This window comes from Actinomadura mexicana (genome assembly GCF_900188105.1).
Lineage (GTDB): Bacteria > Actinomycetota > Actinomycetes > Streptosporangiales > Streptosporangiaceae > Spirillospora > Spirillospora mexicana.
Window position 1 is genome coordinate 64733 of the sequence record NZ_FZNP01000010.1, and the last position, 24664, is coordinate 89396.

Consider the following 24664-nt stretch of genomic DNA (forward strand, 5'->3'; position numbering starts at 1 on the left):
AACTCATCGCTTCAGGGCGTGTCCGTCCGGGCGGCGATGGCCTCCAGCACCGCGGTGATGTTGGCCTCGGCCGCCGCCTTGTCGACGCCCGCGCCGGAGAGGATCCCCGTGCCGTCCTCGAATTCGAGCAGGGCGAGGAGGATGTGCTCGGTGCCGACGTAGTTGTGGCCGAGGCGCAGGGCCTCGCGGAACGTCAGTTCGAGGGCCTTCTTGGCGTCCTGGTCGAAGGGGATGAGCTCGGGGATCTCCTCCCCCGCCTCCGGGGGCAGCGCCGCCGTGGCGGCCTGCCGGACGGTGTCCAGCAGGACGTCCTGGGCGAGGATCGCCCTGGCGGCGAGCGCCTCGGGCTCGGTGAGCAGGGCGAGGACGAGGTGGGCCGGGGTGATCTCGGTGTTGCCGGCGGCGCGGGCCTCGCGCATCGAGGCCACGACGACGCTGCGAGCGCGCTCGGTGTAGCGGGAGAAGCCCTGCGAGGGGTCGAGGTCGGGCTTCTCCCCCTTGGGGACGAAGCGCTTCTGCGCCGCCTGCTTGCTGACGCCCATGCTCTTGCCGATCTCCGTCCAGGACGCGCCGGAGCGGCGGGCCTGGTCGACGAAGTGGCCGATGAGATGGTCGGCGACCTCGCCGAGGTGCTCGGCCGCGAGGACCGCGCTGGTCAGCTGTTCGAGGGTGTCGGTGTGGACCTTCTTGATGCTGTTGATCAGGTCGTCGAGGCGGACCTGGACGGCCGGCCGCTGGGGTTCGGTCATGCGTCAACCATAGGTTGACGATCCTCGATCGTCAACCTCAAGTTGACGATCACCAGGCGGCGGCCCCGGCGAAGGACGTCGGGGCGGGGTCGTAGCCGAGGGACTCCCTCGCGGCGGTGGTGTCGAGGGTGCGTTCCAGGGCGAGATGGCTGATCGCGTAGCGGGTGAGGCGCGGCGGTTCGGGACGGCGGGCCAGCAGGAACGCACCCTCGGCCACGGCGGCGAGCGGGCGGGCGGCACGGGCGGGGACGTACACCGGCCGCGCCCGGACCCCGCGCTCGCGCAGGATCGCGCGGAACGCGTCGTCGATCGCGACCGGTGCGGCGTCCGCGACGTTGAAGACGCCGGAGGACACGGGGCCCGTCGCGGCCAGGACGCAGGCCTGGACGAGGTTCCCGACCGACGTCAGGCTGACGCGCTGGCGGCCCGTCCCGACGGCGGGCAGGACGGGGCCCCGCACGGCCGACAGGACGCGCGGCAGGAGCGTGGTGTCCCCGGGCCCGTAGACCGCGTGGGGGCGCAGGATGATCGCGCCGGCGCCGGCGGCGGCCCGTTCGGCGGCGGCCTTCGAGGCGCCGTAGGCGTTCAGGTAGCGGCGCACCGGGGCCTCGTCCTCGCGCGCCATGACGCTCGGCGCGAACGGGTCGTACACGCTGGCCGTGCTGACGTGCACGAACCGGGCTCCCGGGAAGCTCGCCAGGGCGTTGCGGGTCCCGGTGAGGTTGGCGGCGAAGAGGGCGGCGGCGGGTCCCCAGTCGGTGACGCCGCCCGCGCAGTGGACGACCGCGTCCACGGCGGGGACGTCCGGGAGCGGGCCCCGCGTCAGATCCCAGGACCGGTAGGGCGCGCCGCCCGCATGGCCGGGGGCCACCGCCGGGCGGCGGCCGAACGCGAGCACGGAGGTCCCCTCGGACGCGAGCGCGCGGCACACCGCGCCGCCGACGAAACCCGAGGCCCCCGTCACCGCGATCCTCATGGCGTCACCGTTCCGCGGTCCCCATGGGTCACCAGCTCGCGGAGCCGGTCCCGGTCGAGCTTGCGGGTGCGCCCGGAGCGGGGCAGCTCGTCCAGGACGACGATGCGGTCCGGGAGGGCGTCGTGGTCGATGACGTCCGGGAGGGCGCGGCGCAGCCGGTCGGGCAGGTCGCCGGGGCCGACCACCGCCAGGACGACCTCCTCGTCCCCGGTCCGCGGGTCCGGCACCCCCACGATGGCGGCCTCGGCCACGCCGGGCAGCGCGGCGATCGACGGTTCGTACAGGCCGGGGTAGAGGTTGAACTTGCCGCGGATCAGCATGTCCTTCTTGCGTCCCGTCAGGACGAGGCGGCCGCCGTCCAGGCGCGCGAGGTCGCCGGTCGGCAGCTCGGCGACGGGGTCCGCGCCGAGGTAGCCGCGGCAGAGGTTGGGGCCGGACAGCAGCAGCTCCCCGTCGCCGTCCAGGCGGGCGCCGACGCCGGGCAGCGGCGCGCCGAGCAGGTCGCCGGGCCCGGCGTGCGCGAGCTTCTCCCTCGCCGAGGCGATCGCCACCGGAAGGATCTCCGTCATCGCGTACACCGACAGGACCTCCGCGCGGGGGGCGGCCTCGACCGCCCGCCGCAGCACGGCCGCGGGCGCGGGCGCCGCGCCGAGCAGCACGTACCGGACGGACGGCGGCAGCTCGCGGCACGCGTCCAGGATCTCGGCCAGGTGGACCGGTACGCAGAACGTGTGCGTGGCCCGCCGCTCGCGCATCAGCCGTGCGAAGTCGGCCGGGGCGCAGAGCAGCGGCGGCATCGACCAGCGGGCGCCCGCGATCAGCGTCGGCAGGCCGAGCATGAGCTGGTCGGTGTGGACGACGTCCCCCGGCCCGAGCGGCAGCCGGGACCGGAACAGGTCGAGCGCCGCCGCCAGCGACGCCTGCGTGTGGACGACCGCACGGGGGTCCGCCGTCGTCCCCGACGTGAAGATCACGGCGGCGGGCGCGTCCGGATCGGCCTCCCGGTCGGGCTCGGGGGCCTCGCCCCGGGCCAGGCGCGCGAAGGACAGCGCGCCCCGGGGCACGCCCGGCAGCCGGCGGCCGACGTGGACGTGCCGCATCCGGCCTTCGCCCGGGATCCGCAGGTCGGCGAGGTTCGGCAGGAGCAGCCCGCGCCGCCGCGCGTACGCCCGGACGGGCCGGAGCCTGCTCCCCGCGTACAGCACCGACTCGGCCGCCGACCAGCGGGGCCGAGCCAGCCGCAGCCGCGCGGTGAACATCTCCGGCCCGGCCCCCGGGTCGGCGAACACGACCACTCCCCCGGCCGCGACCACGCCCAGCGCGAGGACGAGCGACTCCGGCGAGGGGCGCACCGAGAACAGCACGCCGTCGCCCGGGGCGAGCCCGCCGGACAGCAGCCCGTGCCGGACGGCGAGCACCTGCCGCCGCAGGTCGCCGTAGGTCAGCTCCGTCCCGTCCCCGGAGATCAGGGCGACGGCGGCGGGCGTTCGCGCCGCCTGGTCGAGCAGCCGCCGGACGAGCGTCATGCCGCCCTCCCTTCCGGGGATCGTGCGGACCGGACGACCAGCCGGCGGTACGTCGGGATCAGCACGTTCCGGGCGGCGGCGCGGCGCGTGACCGTGAGCGGCGCGGCGGCGAGCAGCGTCCGGGCGACCAGGCGGATCTGCGCCACCGCCAGCGGGTACCCGATGCAGAAGTGGGGCCCGGCGCCGAACCACAGGCGGCGCAGCTCGGGCGGGTGCGGGCGGTCCAGGTCGAACGGGCCGTGGGCGCGGCAGCAGTTGTGCGTGGCGATCAGCACCCGGTCGCCGGGGCGGATCGCCGCGCCCCCGACCACGGCCGGGCGGTGCACGCTGCGCAGCATGACCGGCGTCGGCGTCGCGACCCGCATCGCCTCCTCGACGGCCCGGTCGAGGAGCGCCGGGTCCCCCGCGACGCGGCCGAGCTGCCCGTGGTCGGCGAGCAGGGCGATCAGGCGCGGCAGCAGCGTGGCGACGGTCTCGGTGCCGGTCAGGAAGAACGCGCCGGCGGCGCCGCGCGCCTCCTCCCGCGACAGGCCGAGGGCCCGCATCCGTCCCATGACCGTGGACTCGTCCCCCGCCAGGTAGGACTTCGCCGCGATGTCGCCGAGCGGGTCGAGCACGGCGCGGGCGCGCCGGACCTGGGACGGGGAGAGCCGCCGCGTGCGCAGCGACACCATCGAGACGATCCTCTCGCCCCGCTCGAACAGGTCCCGGTAGGCGTCCTCGGTGCCGCCTTCGAGCCCGATGACCTCGCCGATCACGGCCCCGGCCATGACCCGCGCCGCGTCCACCAGGTCGACGGCCGCGCCGCGTCCGAGCCGGTCCGACAGCGCGGCCAGCGGCTCGGCCAGCACGCGGGCGCACAGCGCCTCGGTGTAGGACGGGGCGAACAGGTCGGTCAGGCGGCGGCGGAGGGCGCGGTGGGCGTCGCCCTCCATGTTGAGCAGCACGGACGGCCCGAGCACGGGCGTCCACAGCTCGCCGGGCGAGCCGGGGCCGTCCTTGCGGAAGGTCTCGCCGTCCATGAGGATCCCGCGGGCCAGGGCGGCGTCGTTCACGACCACCCCCACCCCGGGCACGCGCACGATCGGCCCGCGCCGCGCGACGCCGCGCAGGAGCGGGTAGGCGAGCGGGTGCGCGGTCAGGTAGAGCCGCTTCTCCCAGTTCATCGGGTGTCCCGCGCTTTCATCGGATGTCCACGACGTCGGGCCGGTAGCGGTGGTCGGCGTACCAGCCGAGCGTCCTGACCAGGCCGAACGCGCGGAGCCTGCGCACGGACCCGTACACGGCGACGTCCTTGCGCAGCCCGTAGGCGTCGGTCACGTAGCGGACGCGGTTGACCAGCGCGCGGTCCTCGTGGACGTCCTCGATGCGGGTGCGGGGGAAGCCGCCCGCCCGCTCGTACAGGTCGGCGGTGATCGCGAGGTTGCAGCCCGGCATCATCACGTACGGGCCGAGGTAGAAAGGGTCCTGGTTGCCGGGGCGGAACCGCCCGAACAGGGCGGCGAGGTCGATGACGGCGGGCAGCAGGCGGCGCTCCCAGAACTTCAGGGGGAACTCGTCGGTGCGCGGCAGCAGCGGCCCCGACACCATCTCCAGCCCCTCGCCGAACGCCCGCCTCACCGCCGCGACCCAGCCGCGATGGGGCAGGCAGTCGGCGTCGGTGCGGGCGACGTGCGTGGCCCCCGCGCTGATCGCGTGCCGGACGCCGGTGTCGGCGGCGGCGCCCGTCCCCTTCTGCGGCTCGTGGACGATCCGGACGTCGAACGCCGCGGCGCCCGCGGCGAACTCCTTGACGGCGGTGGCGGTCGCGTCCGTGCTGCCGTTGTCGACCACGACGAGCGTGAAGCCGGTGTCGGTCTGCGCGGCGAGGCGGCGCAGCGTCGCGCCGATCGAGCGCTCCTCGTTGTAGGCGGGAACGACGATCCAGAGGTTCATCGGGTCCGCCGGGTCCATCGGGTCCGCCTGGTCCATCGTCAGAGCTCCGCGAACATGACGCCGAGGCTGACGCCGCCGGCGAGCCCGATCAGCGCGATCCTGTCGCCGGGCCCGCAGCGCCCCTCGGCGAGCGCGGTGGCGATCTGCAGCGGGAGGCTCGCGGACGCGACGTTGCCGTGGTCGGGCAGCGTGACGACGAGCCGGTCGGGCGGGACGCCGAGGATCGCGCGCAGCGTCTCCAGGTACGGCAGCGTGACCTGGTGGACGCCGACGACCGCGAAGTCGTCCCAGGTCAGCCCGGTCTTGGCGAGCGCGGTGGTGAAGATCTCCGGGCCGGTCGCCAGGAAGGCGTCCTTCAGCCGCCGCCCGTCCCCGCTGAAGTAGGTGAACTCGGGGTCGCGGGGGTGCATCGAGCCGCCGCCCGGGAGCGTCCCGACCCGCCAGGCGCTGGAGACGGCGGCGAAGTCGCGGTAGAAGATCCCGCCGTCCGGGGCGGCCTCCACGAGCATCGCGGCACCGCCGTCGGAGAGGGTGTAGCCGGCGAACGCGTCCACGAACTGGGCGCGGTCGCGCACGTTCCAGCGGATCGCGCGGGACGGGCTCTCGCCCGTGCAGACCAGGACGCGCTCGTGCTGCCCGGTGCGGATCAGCGCGTCCGCCATCTGGAGCCCGTTGAGGAAGCTGTTGCAGGCGTTCTTGACGTCGAAGACCGGGCAGGTCGCGCCGAGCTTGGCGGCGACGATGTGCGCGGTCGCGGGCTCCACGAGGTCCTGCGACGCCGACCCGAACACCAGCAGGTCCAGGCCGGCCGGCTCGACCGCGCGGTCGGCGAGGGCGCGGCGGGCCGCGGCGACGGCGAGGTCGGACGCCTGCTCGTCGTCGCGCATGACGTGCCGGGCGCGGATGCCGGTCATCCGCTCCACGATCGTGGGATGCGGCCGGTACCCGGCGCTCTGCGCCGCGACGCGGGCCTCGACCTCGGCGCTGCTGACCGTCCGGTCCGGCAGGTGCGCGGCGGCGGCGGTGATGCGGGCTCTCATGGGCTCGGGTCCCCCGGTTCCTCGTGCTCGGTGTCCGGCCAGCCTCGCCGGCCGCGGGCGCTCCCGGTCAGAGGCACCCTACGCATCCCGGGCCGGGCGTTGTACCCGGTTCGGCATGAGTACTGCCGCTTAGCCCGATTTAGGGCATACCACCTTTCCGTCCGGAGTCCCGGACCGCCAGAATCGGCGGGTGACCAGCATGAAGACCGAACGAGCGGCGCGGCACGAGGCCCGGCTGCTGTGGACGGCGAACCCCGGCCTGTTCGCCCTCCTGGAGGCGGCGCGCCACACCGGCCCCATCGCCCGCGTGCCGAGGCTCGGGTGGGTGGTGACCGACCCCGTCCTCGCGCGGCAGGTCCTCAACGACCACGCCGCCTTCGGCATGAACGGCGAGGGCGGCGTCGGCCACCTCTGGACGCAGCTGTTCGGGGACGAGATGGGGCGGTTCTTCGACGGGGCGACGCATACCGAGGTCCGCACCCGCGCCCGGGACCTCTTCACCGAGGACGCAGCGCAGACGTTGGTGGAGCGTTCCCAGGGACGGACCCACGCCGCGCTCGCCGCCCGCCTCGCCGCCGGGGCGGGCATCGACGTCGCCGACGCGGCCCGCGTCCTGGCCGGACGCATGGTCGCCGACCTGCTCGGCCTGCCCGCGGACCGGGCCGACACCGCCTACCGCGCGCTCTTCGCCGCCGGGGAGCGGCTCGCCCGGCTGGCGCTCGGCACGACCGCGTCCACCGGTCTCGACCCGGCGGTCGTCGCGCGGGCCCGCGCCGTCGTGGACGAGATCACCGCCGGCGTCCCGCACGCCTACCGGACGGCCGGGCCGGACACCCTCCTCGGCCGCTGCCGGGAGATGGGCCTCGGCCTGCCGCTCGCCCGCGGCCTGGCGACCCTGCTGGTGATCGCCGGGACGGAGACCGGGGCGTCCGGGACCGTCCGCACCGCGGCCCTGCTGCACGACACCGGAGGGCAGCGGGCGCTGCTGGACGACCCGTCCCTCATGGGCAACGCGGTGCGCGAGGGGCTGCGCGTCGCCGCCCCGGCGCCGGTGATCGGGCGGCACGTCTCCCGGGACGCGGCGGTCGGCGGGCGGCGGCTCCGCGCCGGCGACCGGGTCCTGCTGCTGACCTACCGGGCGACGGGCGCCACCGGGCCGTTCGACGTCCGCCGCGCGTACGTGCCCGAGACCCGGCAGCTGTGGTTCGGCGGCGGGCGCCACCTGTGCCTCGGCGCCGCCGTCGCGCGCGTCCAGGTGGCCCGGATGCTGGAGACGCTGCTGTCCTCCGGCCGCCCGTACCGGGTCGTCTCCCGCCGCCCGGCCCGCCGCGTCCTCGTCCCGTCGTACGCCGAACTGCGCGTGCGGCCCGCCTAGGGCCGGCGCCGGCGGCCAGCGCCGCTAGACCTCGGGGATCTCGGTCGGCGGGGCGTCCTTCCCCGGAGCCCCCTTCTCGGGTGCCGTCGGGGTCGGGGCGGGCGGCGGGGAGTGCGTGATCGTCGGGCCGACCGGCCGCGCCGGCCGCTCGTCGCGGGGCGCGGAGTTCCACCACCAGAGCGCGAAGGAGATCGCGAGCAGCACCAGCACGCCGCCGACCACCTGGAGCACCGCCGTCCGGTGGCTCGGCTCGCGGTCGCGGCGCCGCAGCGCGAAGCGCCCGCCCGCGGCCCGCCGCGCGGCGCGGCGCGACCGCCGCCGCTCGCGCCGGGAGGGGGGACGGGCGCGCTCGCGCGCGGACGGCTCGGTGAAGACGGCGCTCCTGACGAAGTTTTCGTCGAACACGGGCTCGTCGAAATCTGCGGCCATGGGACTCTCCGGCGCGGGGGGATCGTCGTGCGCCCAGGCTAGTAGACGCGGCCGACGCTCCCCGGCGCCCGGTTCCGGGCCCGGCGGGACGCGAGCCCGGCACCGCATCGGAGCCAGCCCGGCCCGGTGCCCGGTCCCTCTCACCGGGACCGGCCTACCCCCACAAAGTTAGAACACGTTACAGTCAAAGGCGAATCGTGTTCTAGAAGGAGACCGCATGGGTACCCCGGTGATCGTCGAGGCGGTGCGCACGCCGCTCGGCAAGCGTGGCGGCTGGCTCGCGGGCCTGAAGCCGATGGCCGTCCTCGCGCACGCCCTCAACGCCGCCGTCGAACGCTCCGGCATCGACGCCGCCGAGGTGGAGCAGGTCTTCGCGGGCTGCGTCACGCAGGCCGGGGAGCAGGGCGGGCACGTCGGCCGCTACTCCTGGCTGTACGCGGGGCTGCCGTGGCAGGCGGGCGTCACCACCATCGACGCCCAGTGCGGTTCCTCCCAGCAGGGCGTCCACCTGGCCGCGTCCCAGATCGCCGCCGGGGTCGTGGACGTCGCGATCGGCTGCGGCGTCGAGGTGATGAGCCGCGCCCCGCTCGGCAGCAACGTCATGCCCGCCGACCCGCGGCCCGACGACTGGTCGCTCGACATGCCGAACCAGTTCGAGGCCGCCGAGCGGATCGCCGCCCGCCGCGGCATCACCCGCGCCGACCTCGACGCGTTCGGCGCGCGCTCCCAGCAGCTCGCCGCCAAGGCATGGGCGGACGGCCGCTTCGACCGCGAGATCGCCCCGATCACCGCGCCCGTCCTGGACGCCGAGGGCGGCGTCACCGGCGAGACCCGCGAGGTCACCCGCGACCAGGGCCTGCGCGAGACGACCGCCGACGGGCTCGCCAAGCTCAGGCCGGTCCTCGGCCCCGAGGCCCTGCACACGGCGGGCACCTCGTCCCAGATCTCCGACGGCGCCGCCGCCGTCCTGCTGATGTCGGAGGACAAGGCCCGGGCCCTCGGCCTGCGCCCGCGCGCCCGCATCCGCACGCAGGCCCTCGTCGGCGGCGAGCCGTACTACCACCTGGACGGCCCCGTGCAGTCGACCGAGCGCGTCCTGCGGCGCTCCGGCATGACCATGGGCGACATCGACGTCACCGAGATCAACGAGGCGTTCGCGTCGATCGTGCTGTCCTGGGCGTCGGTCCACAAGCCCGACATGGACCGCGTCAACGTCAACGGCGGCGCCATCGCCCTCGGCCACCCCGTCGGCGCCACCGGGGCTCGGCTGATCACCACCGCGCTGCACGAACTGGAGCGCCGCGACGCCGGGACCGCCCTGGTCACGATGTGCGCCGGCGGCGCCCTGTCCACCGCCACGATCCTCGAACGGGTCTGACCGGCGGGCATCCTGGAAGTGCAGGACTCACAGGGCCCCGGCCCCGGCCCCAGCGGCCGGGGCCTTCGGACCATGACAGGCGCGAAAGGCGGTCTCGGTGCAGCCGGAACCTGAGGACCTCGGCGGCGGGCTGTGGAGCGTCCCCGTCCCCATCCCGAACAACCCCCTGTCGTACACGCTGGTGTACGCGGTGGAGAGCCCCCGGGGCCCCGTCCTGGTCGACGCGGGCTGGCAGCACGAGGACGCCTGGACTGCTCTGCGCGACGGGCTCGGCACGTTCGGGATCGACGTCGCCGACGTGTACGGCGTGGTCGTCACCCACTTCCACCCCGACCACGCGGGCCTCGCCGGGCGCGTCCGCGAGACGTCCGGCGCCTGGATCGCCATGCACCACTCCGACGCCGGGATCGTCCGGCTGTTCCACGAGGTCGGCCAGGGCGGCCGCCGCTCGTTCGAGCTCACCGCACTGCGCCGCGCGGGCGCGGCCGAGTCGGACCTGACCGGGCCGACCCAGCAGACCCGGGTCTCGCCGCCCGCCGTCCCGGACCGCGAACTGTCCGACGGCGACCTGGTCGACGTCCCCGGCCGCCGGCTCCAGGCCGTCTGGACCCCCGGGCACACGCCCGGCCACATCTGCCTGCACCTGGAGGACGGCGACCGCATCTTCACCGGCGACCACGTGCTGCCGCGCATCACCCCGCACATCGGCCTCTACCCCTACGACACCCCGGACGTGGACCCGCTCAGCGACTTCCTCGGCTCGCTCGACAAGGTGTCCGCCATGACCGTGGGCGAGGTCCTGCCCGCCCACCAGCACCGCTTCCGCGGCCTCGGGGACCGCGCCCGCGAGATCATCGCCCACCACGAGGAGCGCCTCGCGGAGGTGGCGGCGCTGCTGTCCTCCAGCCCCGTCACGCTGTGGGACCTCACCGCCGGCCTCACCTGGCGGCACCCGTGGGACGAGATGGCCCAGCAGGCCCGCCGCATGGCCGCCGCCGAGGCCGCCGCGCACCTGCGCACCCTGGAGACCCGCGGCGCCGCCCGCCGCGTCGGCGCCGACGACCCCCTCCGCTACGCCCTGCGCTGACCGTCCCGTCCCGCCGCCCGGAGCCGGCCGGGGGCGTCGGCCTGCCCGCCGACGACCCTCGGGGAGGGCCGCGACCTCCCGATCGGGGTGCGACGCAGATCACTCTCACCGGCGGGACTCTTGATGAGACTGGAGTCTCATGTTAGAACCTGTTCTAGGTGAGTGCACCAAGCAAGCGTTCACTGTGGCCTGCTCGCCTCGTGTGGTCTCCACCCCGGCACGAAGGATCTTCCATGGCACTCGCGACGTCCCCGCTCTCCGCCGCCCGGGCCTTCCGGGCCCCCGAGATCGACATCATCGATCCGGGCGTCTACGAGCGCGGGGGGATCCCGCACCGCCAGTTCCAGTGGCTGCGCGACAACGACCCCGTCCACTGGCACCAGGACCCGAACGACGGGGTGCCGGGGTTCTGGGCCATCACGCGCCACGAGGACGTGGTGTCGGTGTCGCGGCGCGCCGACCCGTACTCCTCGCACGAGCGGACGTCGATGTTCGAGGAGTTCTCCAGCGACGACATCGCCATGTACGGGCAGATGATGCTCTTCCAGGACCCGCCGAGCCACACCCGGCTGCGCTCCATGGTCAACAAGGGCTTCACCCCGCGGATGATCGGGCGGCTGGAGGAGCACATCCGCAAGATCTGCAACGAGCTGATCGACGAGGCGGCGCCGCTCGGCGAGTGCGACTTCGTCGAGCGGTTCGCCGCGCCGCTGCCGCTGTACACGATCTGCGAGCTGCTCGGCGCCCCGATGGCGGACCGGGAGAAGATCTTCCACTGGTCCAACAAGCTCGTCGCGTTCAACGACCCCGAGTTCATCGGGGGACGCGAGGAGTCGACCCTGTGCGCCGCCGAGTTCGCCGAGTGGGGCGGGCAGCTCGCCGCCGCGCGCGAGTCCACGCCGCGCGACGACATCGTGACCAAGCTGCTGACGCCCGACGCCGACGGCGGCAGGATCAGCCTGGAGGAGTTCCAGCTCTTCGTGATCATGCTGTCGATCGCCGGGAACGAGACCACCCGGACCGCCACCGCGGGCGGCATGATCGCGTTCTTCGAGCGGCCGGACCAGTGGGCCCGGCTGCAGGAGGACCGGAGCCTGCTGCCGACGGCGGTCGAGGAGATCGTCCGCTGGGTCAGCCCGATCAACCAGTTCCGCCGGACGGCCCTGGTCGACACCGAGATCGGCGGCAAGCAGATCAAGGCCGGCGACAAGGTCGTGATGTTCTACGGCTCCGCGAACCGCGACGAGCGCGCCTTCGACAACCCGTTCGCCTTCGACGTGGCGCGCGACCCGAACCCGCACATCGGCTTCGGCGGCGGGGGCCCGCACTACTGCCTCGGCACGCACCTCGCCCGCATGAACCTGCGGATCATCTTCGAGACGATCCTGGATCGCATGCCCGACATCCGGCTCGCCGGGGAGCCGCGCCGGTTGCGGTCCAACTTCGTCAACGGCTACAAGGAGATTCCGGTGCGTTTCACGCCCTCGGCCCCGCTCGGAGGTTGACGGCGCCCATCACTCCGGACGAGGAGGTTCGAGGCGATGACCACCACCCCCGACATCGAACTGGTCGACCCGGGGCCGTACGAGCACAGCGGCGTCCCGCACGGGCAGCTGGCATGGCTGCGCGAGCACGAGCCGGTGTTCCGCCACCACGGCGACCCGGAGCTGGACCACCCGCCGTTCTGGGCGGTCACCCGGCACGAGGACGTCGTGCACGTCTCGCGGCACCCGGAGATCTTCTCGTCCTGGCAGCGGCTGGCGCTGTTCCACGAGTCGCCGGAGGACCAGATCGTCCTGCAGCGGATGATGATGCTCAACCAGGACCCGCCGGAGCACTCGCGCAAGCGGAGCATCGTCAACCGGGGCTTCACCCCGCGCGCGATCGGCGCGCTGGAGCAGCACATCCGGGACATCTGCCGGCGCCTGGTGACCGAGACCGCCGAGCGCGGGCAGGAGGCCGACTTCGTCCGCGACCTGGCGGCCCCGCTGCCGCTGTATGTGATCTGCGAGCTGCTCGGCGCCCCGCCCGAGGACCGGGAGAAGATCTTCCACTGGTCGAACACGCTGATCGGCGGGGACGACCCGGACTTCCAGCGGACGCCGGAGGAGGGCCAGCAGGCGGCGACGGAGCTGTACGCCTACGCCAACGAGCTCGCCGCCGACCGGAGGGAGAACCCGCGCGAGGACATCGTCACCCGGCTGCTCCAGCCGGACGCCGGCGGCGAGGTGCTGACCGGGGACGAGTTCGAGCTGTTCGTGATGCTGCTGTCGGTCGCCGGGAACGAGACGACCCGCAACGCGGCGTCCGGCGGCATGCTCGCGCTCCTGGAGCATCCGGAGCAGTGGGAGCGGATGAAGGCCGACCCGTCCCTTGCCCGGACGGCGGCGGACGAGATCGTCCGCTGGGTCACCCCGGTCAACATGTTCCGGCGCACGGCCGTCCGGGACACCGAGATCGGCGGCCGGGCGATCGCCGAGGGCGACAAGGTCGTGGTGTTCTACTCCTCGGCCAACCGCGACGAGGCGGTGTTCTCCGACCCGTACCGCTTCGACGTGGGCCGGGACCCGAACCCCCACCTGGGCTTCGGCGGCGGCGGTCCGCACTTCTGCCTGGGCTCCCATCTTGCCCGGCTTGAGCTGAGTGTGCTTTTCGAGACACTCTTGGACACCATGCCCAATATTGAACTCAACGGTAACGTTCGCAGGCTAAGGTCTAGTTTCATCAACGGTGTAAAGGAGATGCCGGTACGGGTGTGTCCGGCGTCCCTCGACTGACGGGAGTGGTGCGTGGGCAGGGGATGGCGTGGGTGAGGCAGGCGAGGCCGGCGGTCCGTTGCGGGTGGCCCTGCTCTCGTACCGCAGCAAGCCGCACTGCGGCGGCCAGGGCGTCTACCTCCGGCACCTGACCAGGGAGCTGGTCGACCTCGGGCACACCGTGGAGGTCGTCTCCGGCCAGCCGTACCCGGATCTCGACCGCGAGGAGATCACCCTCACCAAGCTGCCGAGCCTGGACCTGTACCGGGACGACGACCCGTTCCGCACCCCGGCCCTCGGCGAGTTCCGCGACTGGCTGGACGTCCTGGAGTTCGCGCACATGAAGACCGGCGGCTTTCCCGAGCCGCTGACCTTCAGCCTGCGCGCCCTGCGGCTGCTGCGGGAGCGCCGCCGCGACTTCGACGTCGTGCACGACAACCAGGTCCTCGGCGTCGGCAACCTCGGCATCCCCCGGCTGGGGCTGCCGCTGGTGACGAGCATCCACCACCCGATCAGCGTCGACCGGCGGATCGAGATCGAGGCCGCCCGCGGCCTCAAGCAGAAGCTCGGCAAGCGCCGCTGGTACGGGTTCGTCGGGATGCAGTCGCAGGTCTCGCGGCGCATCGGGCCGGTGCTGACGGTGTCGGAGTCCTCCAAGGTCGACATCGTCAAGGACTTCAAGGTCGACCCGCGCGACATCGAGATCCTGCCGCTCGGCGTCGACACCCGGATCTTCCATCCGCGCGGCGAGCGCGTCCCCGGCCGGATCGTGGCGATGGCCAGCGCGGACGCGCCGATCAAGGGCGTGGACGTGCTGCTGCGCGCGGTCGCCAAGGTCGCCACCGAGCGCGACGTCCACGTGATCGTGGTCAGCCGGCCGCAGAAGGACGGCCCGACCCAGCGGCTCGTGCGCGAGCTCGCGCTCGGCGAGCGGGTCCGGTTCGTCAGCGGCATCAGCGACGGGGAGCTGGGCGAGCTGCTGGCGTCCGCCGAGACCGCCGTCGTGCCGTCGCGCTACGAGGGGTTCTCGCTGCCGGCCGTGGAGCACATGGCGTCCGGGACGCCGCTGGTGGCGAGCCGAGCCGGCGCCCTGCCCGAGGTCGTGGGCGACGCCGGGATCCTGGTCGCGCCGGGCGACGTGGAGGAACTGGCCGCGACTCTGCACCGCCTGCACGACTCCGCCGAGGAGCGTGCGCGGGTGGGAGCCGCCGGCCTCGCGCGCGTCCAGGAGCGGTTCGCCTGGCCCGCCGTGGCGCAGGCCACCGTGGAGCACTACCGGGCCGCCGTCACCCAGCAGAACTACCGGCGCCTGGCCGCACGCAAGGGCAAGTGAGGGAGCGTCCGCGGACGCCCTCTGATCGGAAGGAGCACGACCCTGCTGACCGTGGATTTCCAGCGGTTCCGCGTCTCCCCTGGAGACCGCGTCCTCGACATGGGGTGCGGCGCCGGACGGCACGCCTTCGAGCTGTACCGACGGGGTGCGCACGTCGTGGCCTTCGACCAGGACGCCGGGGAGCTGTCCGGCGTGGACAAGATGTTCGGGGCGATGCGCCTCGAAGGCCAGGTGCCCGAGAACGCGACCGCCGAGACCGTGCGGGGCGACGCGCTGGACCTGCCGTTCCCGGACGACCACTTCGACGCGATCGTCGCGTCGGAGGTGCTGGAGCACATCCCCGACGACATGCGGGCGATGCGCGAGCTGCTGCGCGTCCTCAGGCCCGGCGGGAAGCTCGCGGTGACGGTGCCGAGCTGGCTGCCCGAGCGGGTCTGCTGGGCCCTGTCCGAGGACTACCACACCGCCCCCGGCGGGCACGTGCGGATCTACACCCGCGCCGAGCTCGAGGCCAAGCTGAAGTCGGTCGGCTTCCGGGTCGGCGGCCACCACCACGCGCACGGCCTGCACGCCCCCTACTGGTGGATCAAGTGCGCGGTGGGGGTGGACAACGACGGCAACCCGCTCGCCAAGGCCTACCACCAGATCCTCGTCTGGGACATCATGAAGCGGCCGCTCGCCACCCGGCTGGCCGAGCGCGTCATGAACCCGCTGATCGGCAAGAGCGTCGTCGTCTACTTCGCCAAGCCCGCCGCGCCGGACGCGCCGGCGGCCCCGGCCAGGGAGACGGCGGATGCGGTCTGAGACCGCCCCGCCCTCGGTTCCCGGAGTCCTGACCGCCGGCGACGTCGCCGCCACGGCACGGAGCATCGCGGCGCAGCAGGAGGCCTCCGGCGCGATCCCGTGGTTCTCGCCCACGCACGGCGTCCCCGGCCACGTGGACGCCTGGAACCATGTCGAGGCGGCCATGGCGCTGTCGGTCGCCGGGCTCGGCGCCGAGGCCAGGCGGGCCTACGAGTGGCTGCGCGGCGTCCAGCGCCCGGACGGGTCGTGGCCCGCGAAGTGGGTGCTGGGCGAGGTCACCGAGCCGGGCGGGGAGTCCAACCACGCCGCCTACGTCGCGGTCGGCGTCTGGCACGAGCTGCTGACGACCGGGGACGAGGACTTCGCCCGGTACATGTGGCCGGCGGTCCGGCGGGCGATCGACTTCACGCTCGGGCTGCAGACCCGGCGCGGCGAGATCATCTGGATCCGGCACGACAGCGGCGAGGCGTCCGACCACGCGCTGCTGACCGGCTGCTCGTCGATCTACCAGTCGCTGCGCTGCGCGGTCGCGCTGGCCGAGCGGCTCGGCGAGCACCAGCCGGACTGGGAGCTCGCCGCCGACCAGCTCGGGCACGTGGTGGCCGCGCATCCTGAGGCGTTCGCCGACAAGAGCCGCTGGTCGATGGACTGGTACTACCCGGTGCTCGGCGGCCCCGTGCGGGGTGCGGACGCGGCGCGCCGCTTCGACGAGGCATGGGACACCTTCGTGGTGCCCGGCCTCGGCTGCCGCTGCGTCTCGGACCAGCCGTGGGTGACGGCGGCGGAGAGCTGCGAGCTGGTGCTGGCACTGGACGCCGCGGGCGACCGCGACCGCGCGCTGGAGCTGTTCACCACCATCCAGCACCTCCGGCACGAGGACGGCTCGTACTGGACGGGCTGGCAGTTCGAGAACGAGCGGCACTTCCCGGGGGACCGTTCCACCTACACGGCGGCCGCGGTGGTCCTGGCGGCGGACGCGCTGGCGGACGCCTCCCCCGGCTCCCGGCTCTTCAAGGAGATCGCGGGACGGCCGCTCGGGCCGTCCGAGGCGTCCGACCCGCTGGCGTGCGGTTGCGCGCTCGTGGCGGCCGCCAACCGCGCCTGACCGGGCTCCCCCGGTCAGGCGCGCCCGCGCAGGCCGGGCGGGTCAGGCGGGCGAGAGCGGGTCGGTCTCGCCGACGCGTTCCAGGACGCGCAGCGAGCCCTCCGCCCGGCGCTCCTCGAAGGCGCCGCTCGCCAGCGCCCGCAGGTAGAGGTGGTAGGGCGGCCGCCCGCCGTCCCGGGGGTCGGGGAAGACGTCGTGGATCACCAGGGCCCCGCCGACGGCGACGTGCGGCGCCCAGCCCTCGTAGTCGCCCTGCGCGTGCTCCTCGGCGTGGCCCCCGTCGATGAACAGCAGTGCCAGCGGCGTCCGCCAGAACGCCGAGACGGTCCGGGACTGCCCGACGATGGCGACGACCTCGTCCTCCAGCCCGGCGGCGGCGATCGTCGTGCGGAACTTGGGCAGGGTGTCCATCCGGCCGGTGCACGGGTCGACCAGGGACGGGTCGTGGTGCTCCCAGCCCGCCTGGTTCTCCTCCGAGCCGTGGTGGTGGTCGACGGTGACCAGGACCGTGCCCGCGCTCCGTGCGGCGGCCCCCAGGTACACGGCGGACTTGCCGCAGTAGGTGCCGACCTCCAGCATGGGCCCCGTCCCGGCCAGGCGGCCGCCGTACTCCAGGCCCGTCTCGTACAGCGCGAGGCCCTCGCCGTCCGGCATGAAGCCCCTGGCGCCGCGCGCGGCGCGCAGCAGCTCGGCGGGCATCGGCGTTGCCGCCGGCAATGCGTCCTGGCTGGTCGTCCCCGGTCCGGTGGACGCCTTCGTGTGGGTCATCGATCTCCTCCGTCCGGGCACCATATCCGACATCTCCTGGATGAGACGCGAGTCTCACGCGGAGTCTTGCCGAGCCAGACTGGAACGTGTTCTACTTTCGGGGTGAGCCACCCGTTTCCGAACGATATTCGGTAGGTTGACGGGTGAGTCCCCCGAACGGAGCAGAGCGATGAGAGTACGAGTCGACCCTCTGGTGTGCGAGGCGAACGCCGTGTGCGTCGGGCTCGCACCCGAGGTCTTCGACCTCACCGACGACGACGAGCTGCAGGTCCTGCGGCCGGCCGTCCCGCCCGAGGAGCAGGACCGCGTCCGCCACGCGGTGCGGTCGTGCCCGAAGGCCGCGCTCGCGCTGGAGGAGTAGCCGGAGGGCTGCCCCCGGTCCCCGTTCACCACCCCAGACCCCCCGGCAACACCTCAGGCACAGTGGAGGCAGCCATGGCACGCGCCGCGGTACTGCATGCGGTCGGCGACAAGGATCTCGACCTGCGCGACGACGTCTCGACGATCGATCCGGGTCCCGACCAGGTGAAGGTCAAGATCAAGGCGACCGGGGTCTGCCACTCGGACCTGTCCACCATGACCGGCGTGCTGCCGTCCGCGATGCCGACGGTCGTCGGCCACGAGGGCGCCGGGGTCGTGGCGGAGGTCGGCGACCGGGTGACCGGCGTCCGGCCGGGCGACCACGTCGTCGTCAACTGGACGCCCGACTGCGGCGAGTGCGGCGAGTGCCTGCGCGGCGAGCCGTACCTGTGCATGACCTACCTCGCGCAGTCGTTCTCCGAGCCCGGGTTCAAGCTCGGCGACGGCAGCCCCGCGTTCGGCATGGCGGGCACCGGCACCTGGGCGGAGGAGATCGTGCTCCCCGGGCGGGGCGTGATCAAGATCGCGGAGGACATCCCGTTCGAGTACGCGGCCCTGCTCGGCTGCGGCATCCCCACCGGGGTCGGCGCCGTGATCAACACGGCGAGGGTCACACCGGGCTCCAGGGTCGCGGTGGTCGGCGCGGGCGGCGTCGGGCTCTCCGTCATCCAGGGCGCCAAGATCGCGGGCGCGTCGACCATCCTGGCGATCGACCCGAACGAGGCCAAGCACCCCATCGCCAAGCAGTTCGGCGCGACCCACACCGCGACGCTGGACGACCTCGAGGCCACCAAGGGGCTGCTCACCGGCGGCGCGGGCTTCGACTACACCTTCGAGGTCGTCGGCAAGTCCGCGGCGATCACCACGGCGTGGAACGCCACCCGGCGCGGCGGTGACGTCATCGTCGTGGGCGCCGGCGCCGCCGACGACGACTGGAGCCAGACCGCGTTCGCGCTGCTGTTCGACGGCAAGAGCCTGAAGCCGTCCCTGTACGGCGGCTGCGACCTCAAGCGCGACATCCCGCTGTTCGTCGACCTGTGGCGGGCCGGGAAGCTCGACATCGACAGCCTCATCACCCGCCGGATCGGCTTCGAGGACCTGAACGACGCCGTCCGCGCCCTCACCAACGGCGAAGTCATCCGCCAGGTGGTTCTGTTCGACTAGCCTTCCTCTCCTCCTTCGGGCCTGGCAGCCGATCGCCGGCATCGCTTCGGCTCGCGCTCTCGGGTTGCCGCGTGGTCGGGGCGGGGGTGTGTTCCGGGCGCGTATGATCCTTGTCTGTTCGGGTCGGGGTCTGTTCGGGTCGGGCGGACGAGTCGTCATGGAGCGCGATTGGTGCACGGTCTGCGGTGGCTCCCGGCCGCGGCGGCGATCTCGGTGGTGCTCACGGGATCTGTCACGGTCGCCCTCTTCCCGGCTCCCGCGGCGCACGCCGCGCCCCGGGTCGTCAGGATTCATGACGTCCAGGGCGCGGCGCACATCTCGCCCCTGAACGGGGCCGCGGTCGCCCGGGTGCCGGGCGTCGTGACGGCGGTGACCGCCAACGGCTTCTGGATGCAGGACCCGCGGCCCGACCGGAGCGCCGCGACGTCGGAGGGCGTCTTCGTCTTCAGCCGGAACCGGCCGCGGGCGGCGGTCGGCGACGCGGTCCGGGTGGACGGCAGGGTCAGCGAGTTCCGGCCGGACGGCGGCGCGTCCGGCGGGCTGACCCGGACGGAGATCGACGCCACCGCCACCACGGTCGACGCGCACGGGACGCCGCCGCGGGCCCTCGTGCTCGGCGCGGGCGGGCTCAGGCCGCCGGGCGTGGTCGACCACGGGCTGGGGAACGTGGAGCGCGGCGGCGCGTTCGACACCCGCCGCGACGCCCTGGACTTCTACGAGGCCCTCGAAGGCATGCGGATCGAACTCCGCGACGCCGTCGCCGCCGGCCCGTCCCGCTACGGCGAGGTGCCCGTGCTGCCCTCCGGGGGCGCCGGCGCCCGGCCCCGGACGGCACGCGGCGGCATCCTGCTGCGCGACGGCGACGCCAACCCCGAGCGGGTCATCCTCGACGACGCGCTCGCCCCGCTGCCCGGCATGGACGTCGGCGACCGGCTGCCCGGCGCGAACGCCGGGGTCCTCGACTACTCCTACGGCGACTACAAGCTGCTGCTCACCGCGACGCCGCGGCGCGCCCCCGGCGGGCTCGCCCGCGAGGCGACCCGGGCGCAGCGCCCCGGCGAGCTCGCCGTCGCCACCGCCGGGCTGGACGGGCTCGGCCCCGACGCCCCGGCCGCGCGGTTCGACGCCGCGGCGCGCGACATCGTGGACGGCCTGCGCTCCCCCGACCTCGTCGCGGTGAGCGGCCTCGGCGACAACAGCGGCGCCGACGACGACGGCACCGTCGCCGACGACCAGAGCGTCGCGCAGCTGATCACGGCGATCAGCGCGGCGGGCGGCCCCGCCTACGACTGGCGCTCGGTCGACCCCCGTGACAACGCCGACGGCGGGCGCAAGGGCGCGAACGACCGGGTGGGGTTCCTGTTCCGCACCGACCGCGGGCTCTCGTTCGTCGACCGCCCGTCGCTGGCCGACCCCGTCCCCGACGCCCCGCCCGAGCGGCCCGACCCGGCCGTCACGCCGGTCAGGGCCGTCCCGCGCGGCGGCGCTGCGGGGCTCACGCTGAGCCCCGGCCGGATCGCGCCGGGCGACGCCGCGTGGGCCGGCGCCCGCAAGCCCATCGCCGGGGAGCTGACCTGGCGGGGCCGCCGCATCATCGTCGTCGCGAACCAGTGGTTCCCCCGCACCGGGGACGACCAGCCGCTGTTCGGGCGCCGCCAGCCGCCGGCGCAGCCCACCCAGTGGCGCCGGGACGCGCAGGCCCGCGTGGTCGCGGGCTTCGTGAACTCCGTCCGGAAGGTGGACGCGCGGGCCCGCGTGATCGTGGCGGGCGACCTCGGCGACCGCGGGACCTCCGCCCCGGTCCGCACCCTCGCCGAGGGGGCGGGGCTCGCCGACCTGCCCGCCGAACTGCCCGCGGGCGACCGCTACACGGCGGTGACCGGCGGCAACGCCGAGGACCTCGACCACATCCTGCTGAGTCCGGCGCTGCGCCGGAACCGGCACGAGTTCGACGTGGTGCACCGCCGCGCGGAGTTCGCCGACCGCGCCGGCGCCCGCGATCCCACGGTCGTCCGCATCGCGGTGACCGGCCGATAGCGTTCCCGAATTTGGGAGATGCCGAAAGTAGCGTCGCGGTTAGGTCCGGAATACCTCCGGGGTTTTTCCCCTCACCGGTGGGGCAGCGTCCGATCGGCACAACCCCCCACCGGGAGGAGACGCCTTCCATGGCGACCCGATATCGGCCGCACATCAGCCTGCTCGGCCTCATCTACCTGATCATCGGCGTGTTCATCGCCTGGGACCGCGGCTACATCAACGAGGGCCTGGTCGAGAAGCTCGTCAGCGCGGTGCTGGCGATCTTCCTCTGGATCCTCGTCCTGCTCGGCGTGGACTTCCACATCAACTTCTGAGCCCTCGCGTCCCCCGAACCGGGCACGGGCCGTCCCTCTCCCCCGCAGAGGGACGGCCCGTCCGCCCCGCGGCCCGTGTCCTCGCCGACAGGTGCACGTCGCCGCCCAGTCATAGACCGCAAGTGCCGCAAAGGTTACTTTCCGCTCATGACCAAAAAGGACTGCAGTTGCGGACATGGCGGCGGATGCTCGTGCGCGAAGGGCTGCTCCTGCGGCTGCAACGGCTGACCGCCGAGCACCCCGTGCTCACCTGAGGGCGGGGGCGCGCCAGAGAATCGGGGCGTCGGCGTCGGTGCCGGTCGCCACGATCGTGGAGCCCATGGCGGTGAGGGCCGTGAGGCGCTGGTCGCCGGGTCCGGTGAGGCCGGGGACGGTGACGCGCCGCCAGCCCACACCGTCGGGTGACGTCAGCACGGCCGCGTCGTCCTTCGCGGAGGCCGCCGCGACGAAGCCGCCGGGCGTCGCCGCGATGGCGGTGGCGGTCAGGGCGGGGCCGAGGTCGCGCCGCGTCCACGTCGCGCCGGCGTCGGTGGACACCAGCGCGGCCGCGCCGCCGGCGATCGCGACCAGGGTTTCGCCCCTGGCGGCGACCTGGGTGAGCGGAGCGGTGAGGCCGGGCGGAAGCCTGGCGGCGGTCCATGTGAGGCCGTCCGGGGACGTCCAGGCCGCGGGCTCCTTGCCGCGTCCGCCGACCGCCGCGTAGGCCCTGCTCGTGACGGTCACGTCGGCCGGGGCGCCGTCGAGGCCCGCGCGGCTCCAGGTGCGGAGGTCGGCCGAGCGCCAGGCCACGCCGGTCCCGACCGCGACGTAGCCGGACGGGCCGGCGGCGGCGGCCACGGGCGGCGGGCCCGCCGGGAACTCGGGCTTCTGCCAGGTGAGACCGTCCTGCGAGGTCAGCGCGAGGGGGCCGGGGGACGCGCCCGACACGCGGCCGACGGCCAGCCAGCCGCGCCCGCCGCGGACGGCGTCGGACAGCAGGCCGGCCGTGGCGGGGAGCCCGGCGCGCCTCCACGCGCGGCCGTCGGGGGCCGTCCAGATCGCGGCGTTGCCGTTGGTGCTGCCCACCGCGACGGAGACGCCCGGCCCCGCGGCCAGCGACCTGACCGAGCGCTCCGGGTGGACGGCGCCCGGGACGGTGCGCAGGTCCACGCCGAACAGGTAGCCGTCGTCGCCCTGCCGCCCGGAGACGGCGATCTTCCCGTTGGCCACCGTCAGGCCGCTGCTGCGCACCGGCGCGGGGATGGAGCCTCCCGGCTGCCAGGTGCGGCCGTCCGCGCTGCGCAGCACGGTGCGCGCGCCCTTCGCGCCCTGGACGATGACGGCCAGGCCCGAGGGTGTGCCGTCGAAGCGCTCGATGCCGGCGCCGCCGAACCGGCCCGCGGCCTGCCACCTGCCGCCGTCCGCCGAGGTGAACAGGACACCGAACCGCGCCGTCCTGCGATGCTTCTTGCGGCCGGTCGTCCGCCTGCCCTCGCGGACGGTCGCGAACCCGCCGGGGCCGACCGCGAGGCCCTTGGCGGGCCCGTACGAGCCCTGTGCCTGCGGGACGCCGACGAGCGCCCACGTCCGGCCGCCGTCGGTGGACCGCCAGAGGCCGTCGGTCCGCACGGTCCGCGTGACCTTCTTCTTGCCCCGCTTCTGGGTGACCCTCTTGCCGTACGTCCCGTGGACCACGACCGCGTTCCCGGACGCCGCCACCTGGTCGAGGGCGATGACCCCCGGGATGCCCTCGACGCGCTGCCACGCGCGCCCGTCCGCCGAGCTCCAGGCCACCGCCCGGCCGCCGGACGCGCCCACGGCGACGAAGCCCTGGCCGGTGCGGGCCAGGTCGTTCACCTGGTCGGACGGCGTGAAGCCCGCGGCGGGCGGGCGGCGCGTCCAGGTCGCGGCGTCCTCGCTCGTCCACGCGGTCACGACGCCGGCGGAGGAGCGGCCGAGCGCCGCCCAGCGGCCCGCGCCGCCGTCGACGAGGTGCGGGGTGTCGCCGGGAGGGACGGCGGAGCCGTCCGCCGTGCGCACCGCCGCGAGCGACCAGGCGTGCCCCGCGTCCGCGGAGACCAGGAAGCGGGCCCGCTCCCGGCCGGGGACGCCGTCGCCCTCGGTGCCCGCCGCGACGACGGTCCCGCCCGCGGCGGCGATGGTCGTGAGGTCCTGGACGAGGCCGTCGCTCGTGGCGGCCGGATCGGGGGCGAACAGCCGGTCCGCCGCGACCGGCCCGGGAACGCCCTGCCCGGCCGGTCCGTCGTCGCCCCGCGACACCGCGAAGATCGCGCCGCCGGCGACCGCGGCGAGCCCGGCCGCGACCGCGGCACGCGCGCGCAGCCGCCGTGTCGGCCCGGACCGCATCGCCGGCCGGGGCCGGGGCTTGGGCCTGGGCGGACCGGCGACCAGGACGTCATGCGGATCGGGCTTCGCCGGGGGCCGCGGCGGCTTCGGCCGCGGGGGCGCGGTGTTCGCCGCCGCAACGGGCGGCTTCGGCCGCGCGGGCGGCTTCACCGGGGACTTCGCGCGGACGGTGTCGCGGCTCGCGGGCCGCGGCGCGGCCTCCCCGGACGGGGCGCCGTGGCCCCAGTCCAGCCCGGCGGACCGCCACGCCTCGTAGGCGCGCTGCCAGGGCGACCGCGCGGCCGGCATGTCCGCGAGGTCGCCCGCGACACCGAAGGTGAGGCGCCGCCGCACGTGGCGGGAGTCCGCCGGGCCCTCCTCGGCCGTCCGCCGGGCCTCGTGCTGCTCCGGGGTCCTCGCCGTCACACGCGCTCCTTCACGGTCCCTGTCGAGTCACCATCAAATCGCGCCACGGGGCCCCTTGTACTGACATCCACGTGAACGGCGGCCGATGGGGCCGCGGGAGCGTTCTATCACCTCACGCCCGAGATATCCGATCTTTCGCTTCGATCGCCCCCTTGTAGGCGCAGCCCCTGACGCGCAGGACCGGAGCCCCGGTCGGAGCGGCGCCGTAGACCTCGGCGGACACGCCCACGCCGTCCGCCTCCACGCGCACTCCCGGCGGAACGACGATCTGCACGGTGGACTTGTAGGCGAGCACCCACAGGGTCGTGACCTCCCCGTCCAGGTCGGCCTCGCGGAGGTCGAGCAGGCCCGTCCCCTTGTAGACGACGGTCGTGAAGCGTTCGGGCAGCCGCCAGCGCCCGGCCTTCGTCACCGACCCCTTGTAGGCGACCTGGAACCGGCCGGCGGGCGCCTTGCCTGTCTCGTCGCGGGCGGCCCTCCCGGACGGCAGGTCGGCGACCAGCACGCCCAGGTCGTCGTAGGTGCGCGCGGCCAGCGCCAGGTTGATGCGCTCGTCCAGTTCGGCTTCGCTCAGCCGCCCCTCGGCGAAGGCCGTGTGGAGCCGGACGAGCAGCTCCTCGCGGTCGCGGTCCGAGGCGCGCACGGCGGGCGCGCCCCGGTCTTGCTCGACGCTCATCGCATCTCTCCTTCGGGCGTCTTCGCCTCGGCAGCCTGGCCCCTCCAGCGGCTGGAGGGTCAAGACGCGATGTATCTTAACTCGCCGCCGCTCGGCTTTCG

Annotated in this window: 22 protein-coding genes; 12 read left to right on the plus strand and 10 right to left on the minus strand. The window is 74.4% G+C overall.

Annotated elements, in window-relative coordinates; genetic code table 11:
- Positions 1-11: 11 nt before the first annotated feature.
- Genes CHC11_RS25115 through CHC11_RS25140 form a run of 6 tightly spaced genes read right to left on the minus strand, consistent with a single transcriptional unit; the run spans position 12 to position 6226 of the window.
- Positions 12-749 carry a Clp protease N-terminal domain-containing protein gene (locus CHC11_RS25115; protein WP_089314281.1) on the minus strand — a complete coding sequence of 246 codons (738 nt, stop codon included), beginning with the start codon at positions 747-749 and terminating at the stop codon, positions 12-14.
- A gap of 49 nt (positions 750-798) precedes the next feature.
- On the minus strand, positions 799-1725 hold the full coding sequence (locus CHC11_RS25120) for an NAD-dependent epimerase/dehydratase family protein (RefSeq protein WP_089314282.1): 927 nt from the start codon (positions 1723-1725) through the stop codon (positions 799-801).
- The gene (locus CHC11_RS25125) at positions 1722-3251 is read right to left on the minus strand and encodes a class I adenylate-forming enzyme family protein (RefSeq protein ID WP_089314283.1); all 1530 of its coding nucleotides are present in this window, start codon (positions 3249-3251) and stop codon (positions 1722-1724) included. The genes CHC11_RS25120 and CHC11_RS25125 overlap by 4 nt, the downstream gene beginning before the upstream one ends.
- The gene (locus tag CHC11_RS25130; RefSeq protein ID WP_089314284.1) at positions 3248-4417 is read right to left on the minus strand and encodes a cytochrome P450; all 1170 of its coding nucleotides are present in this window, start codon (positions 4415-4417) and stop codon (positions 3248-3250) included. The genes CHC11_RS25125 and CHC11_RS25130 overlap by 4 nt, the downstream gene beginning before the upstream one ends.
- A gap of 16 nt (positions 4418-4433) precedes the next feature.
- Entirely contained in the window at positions 4434-5222 is a 789-nt protein-coding gene (locus CHC11_RS25135) for a glycosyltransferase family 2 protein (protein WP_245919736.1), read from the minus strand.
- Positions 5223-5224: 2 nt separating this feature from the next.
- A complete protein-coding gene (locus CHC11_RS25140) occupies positions 5225-6226 on the minus strand; it encodes a 3-oxoacyl-ACP synthase III family protein (RefSeq protein WP_089314285.1) in 1002 nt (333 codons plus the stop codon).
- A 199-nt stretch (positions 6227-6425) separates the two neighbouring features.
- Here CHC11_RS25140 and CHC11_RS25145 point away from each other — a divergent pair, with 199 nt between their 5' ends.
- Positions 6426-7601, plus strand: a complete 1176-nt coding sequence (locus tag CHC11_RS25145; RefSeq protein ID WP_089314506.1) for a cytochrome P450 — start codon at positions 6426-6428, stop codon at positions 7599-7601.
- A 24-nt stretch (positions 7602-7625) separates the two neighbouring features.
- On the opposite strand, the gene CHC11_RS25150 is transcribed toward CHC11_RS25145, so the two are convergent.
- Positions 7626-8030 (minus strand): SCO2583/SCO2584 N-terminal domain-containing protein, encoded by a 405-nt coding sequence (locus CHC11_RS25150; RefSeq protein ID WP_089314286.1) that lies wholly within the window; start codon positions 8028-8030, stop codon positions 7626-7628.
- A 217-nt stretch (positions 8031-8247) separates the two neighbouring features.
- On the opposite strand from CHC11_RS25150, the gene CHC11_RS25155 reads away from it, so the two are divergent.
- From CHC11_RS25155 to CHC11_RS25185, 7 genes are all read left to right on the plus strand, one after another.
- The gene (locus CHC11_RS25155) at positions 8248-9408 is read left to right on the plus strand and encodes a steroid 3-ketoacyl-CoA thiolase (protein ID WP_089314287.1); all 1161 of its coding nucleotides are present in this window, start codon (positions 8248-8250) and stop codon (positions 9406-9408) included.
- 97 nt (positions 9409-9505) lie between these two features.
- The gene (locus CHC11_RS25160; RefSeq protein ID WP_089314288.1) at positions 9506-10495 is read left to right on the plus strand and encodes an MBL fold metallo-hydrolase; all 990 of its coding nucleotides are present in this window, start codon (positions 9506-9508) and stop codon (positions 10493-10495) included.
- A 233-nt stretch (positions 10496-10728) separates the two neighbouring features.
- Positions 10729-12000 (plus strand): cytochrome P450, encoded by a 1272-nt coding sequence (locus CHC11_RS25165; RefSeq protein ID WP_089314289.1) that lies wholly within the window; start codon positions 10729-10731, stop codon positions 11998-12000.
- Between the two features lie 36 nt (positions 12001-12036).
- Positions 12037-13272, plus strand: coding sequence for a cytochrome P450 (locus CHC11_RS25170; RefSeq protein WP_089314290.1), 1236 nt, complete (start codon positions 12037-12039; stop codon positions 13270-13272).
- Between the two features lie 28 nt (positions 13273-13300).
- Positions 13301-14584 carry a glycosyltransferase family 4 protein gene (locus CHC11_RS25175; RefSeq protein ID WP_089314291.1) on the plus strand — a complete coding sequence of 428 codons (1284 nt, stop codon included), beginning with the start codon at positions 13301-13303 and terminating at the stop codon, positions 14582-14584.
- 42 nt (positions 14585-14626) lie between these two features.
- Complete coding sequence (locus tag CHC11_RS25180; RefSeq protein ID WP_179279001.1) at positions 14627-15388, plus strand: class I SAM-dependent methyltransferase; 762 nt, start codon at positions 14627-14629, stop codon at positions 15386-15388.
- Positions 15378-16493, plus strand: a complete 1116-nt coding sequence (locus tag CHC11_RS25185; protein ID WP_089314293.1) for a prenyltransferase — start codon at positions 15378-15380, stop codon at positions 16491-16493. Before CHC11_RS25180 ends, CHC11_RS25185 begins: the two co-directional genes overlap by 11 nt.
- Before the next feature lie 42 nt (positions 16494-16535).
- On the opposite strand, the gene CHC11_RS25190 is transcribed toward CHC11_RS25185, so the two are convergent.
- Positions 16536-17192 (minus strand): class I SAM-dependent methyltransferase, encoded by a 657-nt coding sequence (locus tag CHC11_RS25190; RefSeq protein WP_089314294.1) that lies wholly within the window; start codon positions 17190-17192, stop codon positions 16536-16538.
- 238 nt (positions 17193-17430) lie between these two features.
- Between CHC11_RS25190 and CHC11_RS25195 the strand changes: the two genes are divergently transcribed.
- The 4 genes from CHC11_RS25195 (at position 17431) to CHC11_RS25210 (ending at position 21136) form a co-directional block, all read left to right on the plus strand.
- The gene (locus CHC11_RS25195) at positions 17431-17622 is read left to right on the plus strand and encodes a ferredoxin (protein WP_089314295.1); all 192 of its coding nucleotides are present in this window, start codon (positions 17431-17433) and stop codon (positions 17620-17622) included.
- A gap of 74 nt (positions 17623-17696) precedes the next feature.
- Entirely contained in the window at positions 17697-18785 is a 1089-nt protein-coding gene (locus CHC11_RS25200; RefSeq protein WP_089314296.1) for an alcohol dehydrogenase catalytic domain-containing protein, read from the plus strand.
- Positions 18786-18956: 171 nt separating this feature from the next.
- Positions 18957-20822 (plus strand): endonuclease/exonuclease/phosphatase, encoded by a 1866-nt coding sequence (locus tag CHC11_RS25205; protein ID WP_245919739.1) that lies wholly within the window; start codon positions 18957-18959, stop codon positions 20820-20822.
- A 128-nt stretch (positions 20823-20950) separates the two neighbouring features.
- The gene (locus CHC11_RS25210) at positions 20951-21136 is read left to right on the plus strand and encodes a hypothetical protein (RefSeq protein ID WP_089314297.1); all 186 of its coding nucleotides are present in this window, start codon (positions 20951-20953) and stop codon (positions 21134-21136) included.
- A 246-nt stretch (positions 21137-21382) separates the two neighbouring features.
- Here CHC11_RS25210 and CHC11_RS25215 read toward each other — a convergent pair whose 3' ends face one another.
- The gene (locus CHC11_RS25215; protein WP_089314298.1) at positions 21383-23887 is read right to left on the minus strand and encodes a hypothetical protein; all 2505 of its coding nucleotides are present in this window, start codon (positions 23885-23887) and stop codon (positions 21383-21385) included.
- A 112-nt stretch (positions 23888-23999) separates the two neighbouring features.
- Complete coding sequence (locus tag CHC11_RS25220) at positions 24000-24563, minus strand: DUF1707 SHOCT-like domain-containing protein (protein WP_089314299.1); 564 nt, start codon at positions 24561-24563, stop codon at positions 24000-24002.
- Positions 24564-24664 lie beyond the last annotated feature (101 nt).

Bases quoted from the DNA above. Each gene is read 5' to 3' on its own strand.
- CHC11_RS25115 (WP_089314281.1), bottom strand. From the start codon at position 749: ATGACCGAACCCCAGCGGCCGGCCGTCCAGGTCCGCCTCGACGACCTG.
- CHC11_RS25120 (WP_089314282.1), bottom strand. From the start codon at position 1,725: ATGAGGATCGCGGTGACGGGGGCCTCGGGTTTCGTCGGCGGCGCGGTG.
- CHC11_RS25125 (WP_089314283.1), bottom strand. From the start codon at position 3,251: ATGACGCTCGTCCGGCGGCTGCTCGACCAGGCGGCGCGAACGCCCGCC.
- CHC11_RS25130 (WP_089314284.1), bottom strand. From the start codon at position 4,417: ATGAACTGGGAGAAGCGGCTCTACCTGACCGCGCACCCGCTCGCCTAC.
- CHC11_RS25135 (WP_245919736.1), bottom strand. From the start codon at position 5,222: ATGGACCAGGCGGACCCGATGGACCCGGCGGACCCGATGAACCTCTGG.
- CHC11_RS25140 (WP_089314285.1), bottom strand. From the start codon at position 6,226: ATGAGAGCCCGCATCACCGCCGCCGCCGCGCACCTGCCGGACCGGACG.
- CHC11_RS25145 (WP_089314506.1), top strand. From the start codon at position 6,426: ATGAAGACCGAACGAGCGGCGCGGCACGAGGCCCGGCTGCTGTGGACG.
- CHC11_RS25150 (WP_089314286.1), bottom strand. From the start codon at position 8,030: ATGGCCGCAGATTTCGACGAGCCCGTGTTCGACGAAAACTTCGTCAGG.
- CHC11_RS25155 (WP_089314287.1), top strand. From the start codon at position 8,248: ATGGGTACCCCGGTGATCGTCGAGGCGGTGCGCACGCCGCTCGGCAAG.
- CHC11_RS25165 (WP_089314289.1), top strand. From the start codon at position 10,729: ATGGCACTCGCGACGTCCCCGCTCTCCGCCGCCCGGGCCTTCCGGGCC.
- CHC11_RS25170 (WP_089314290.1), top strand. From the start codon at position 12,037: ATGACCACCACCCCCGACATCGAACTGGTCGACCCGGGGCCGTACGAG.
- CHC11_RS25185 (WP_089314293.1), top strand. From the start codon at position 15,378: ATGCGGTCTGAGACCGCCCCGCCCTCGGTTCCCGGAGTCCTGACCGCC.
- CHC11_RS25190 (WP_089314294.1), bottom strand. From the start codon at position 17,192: ATGCCCGCCGAGCTGCTGCGCGCCGCGCGCGGCGCCAGGGGCTTCATG.
- CHC11_RS25195 (WP_089314295.1), top strand. From the start codon at position 17,431: ATGAGAGTACGAGTCGACCCTCTGGTGTGCGAGGCGAACGCCGTGTGC.
- CHC11_RS25200 (WP_089314296.1), top strand. From the start codon at position 17,697: ATGGCACGCGCCGCGGTACTGCATGCGGTCGGCGACAAGGATCTCGAC.
- CHC11_RS25210 (WP_089314297.1), top strand. From the start codon at position 20,951: ATGGCGACCCGATATCGGCCGCACATCAGCCTGCTCGGCCTCATCTAC.
- CHC11_RS25220 (WP_089314299.1), bottom strand. From the start codon at position 24,563: ATGAGCGTCGAGCAAGACCGGGGCGCGCCCGCCGTGCGCGCCTCGGAC.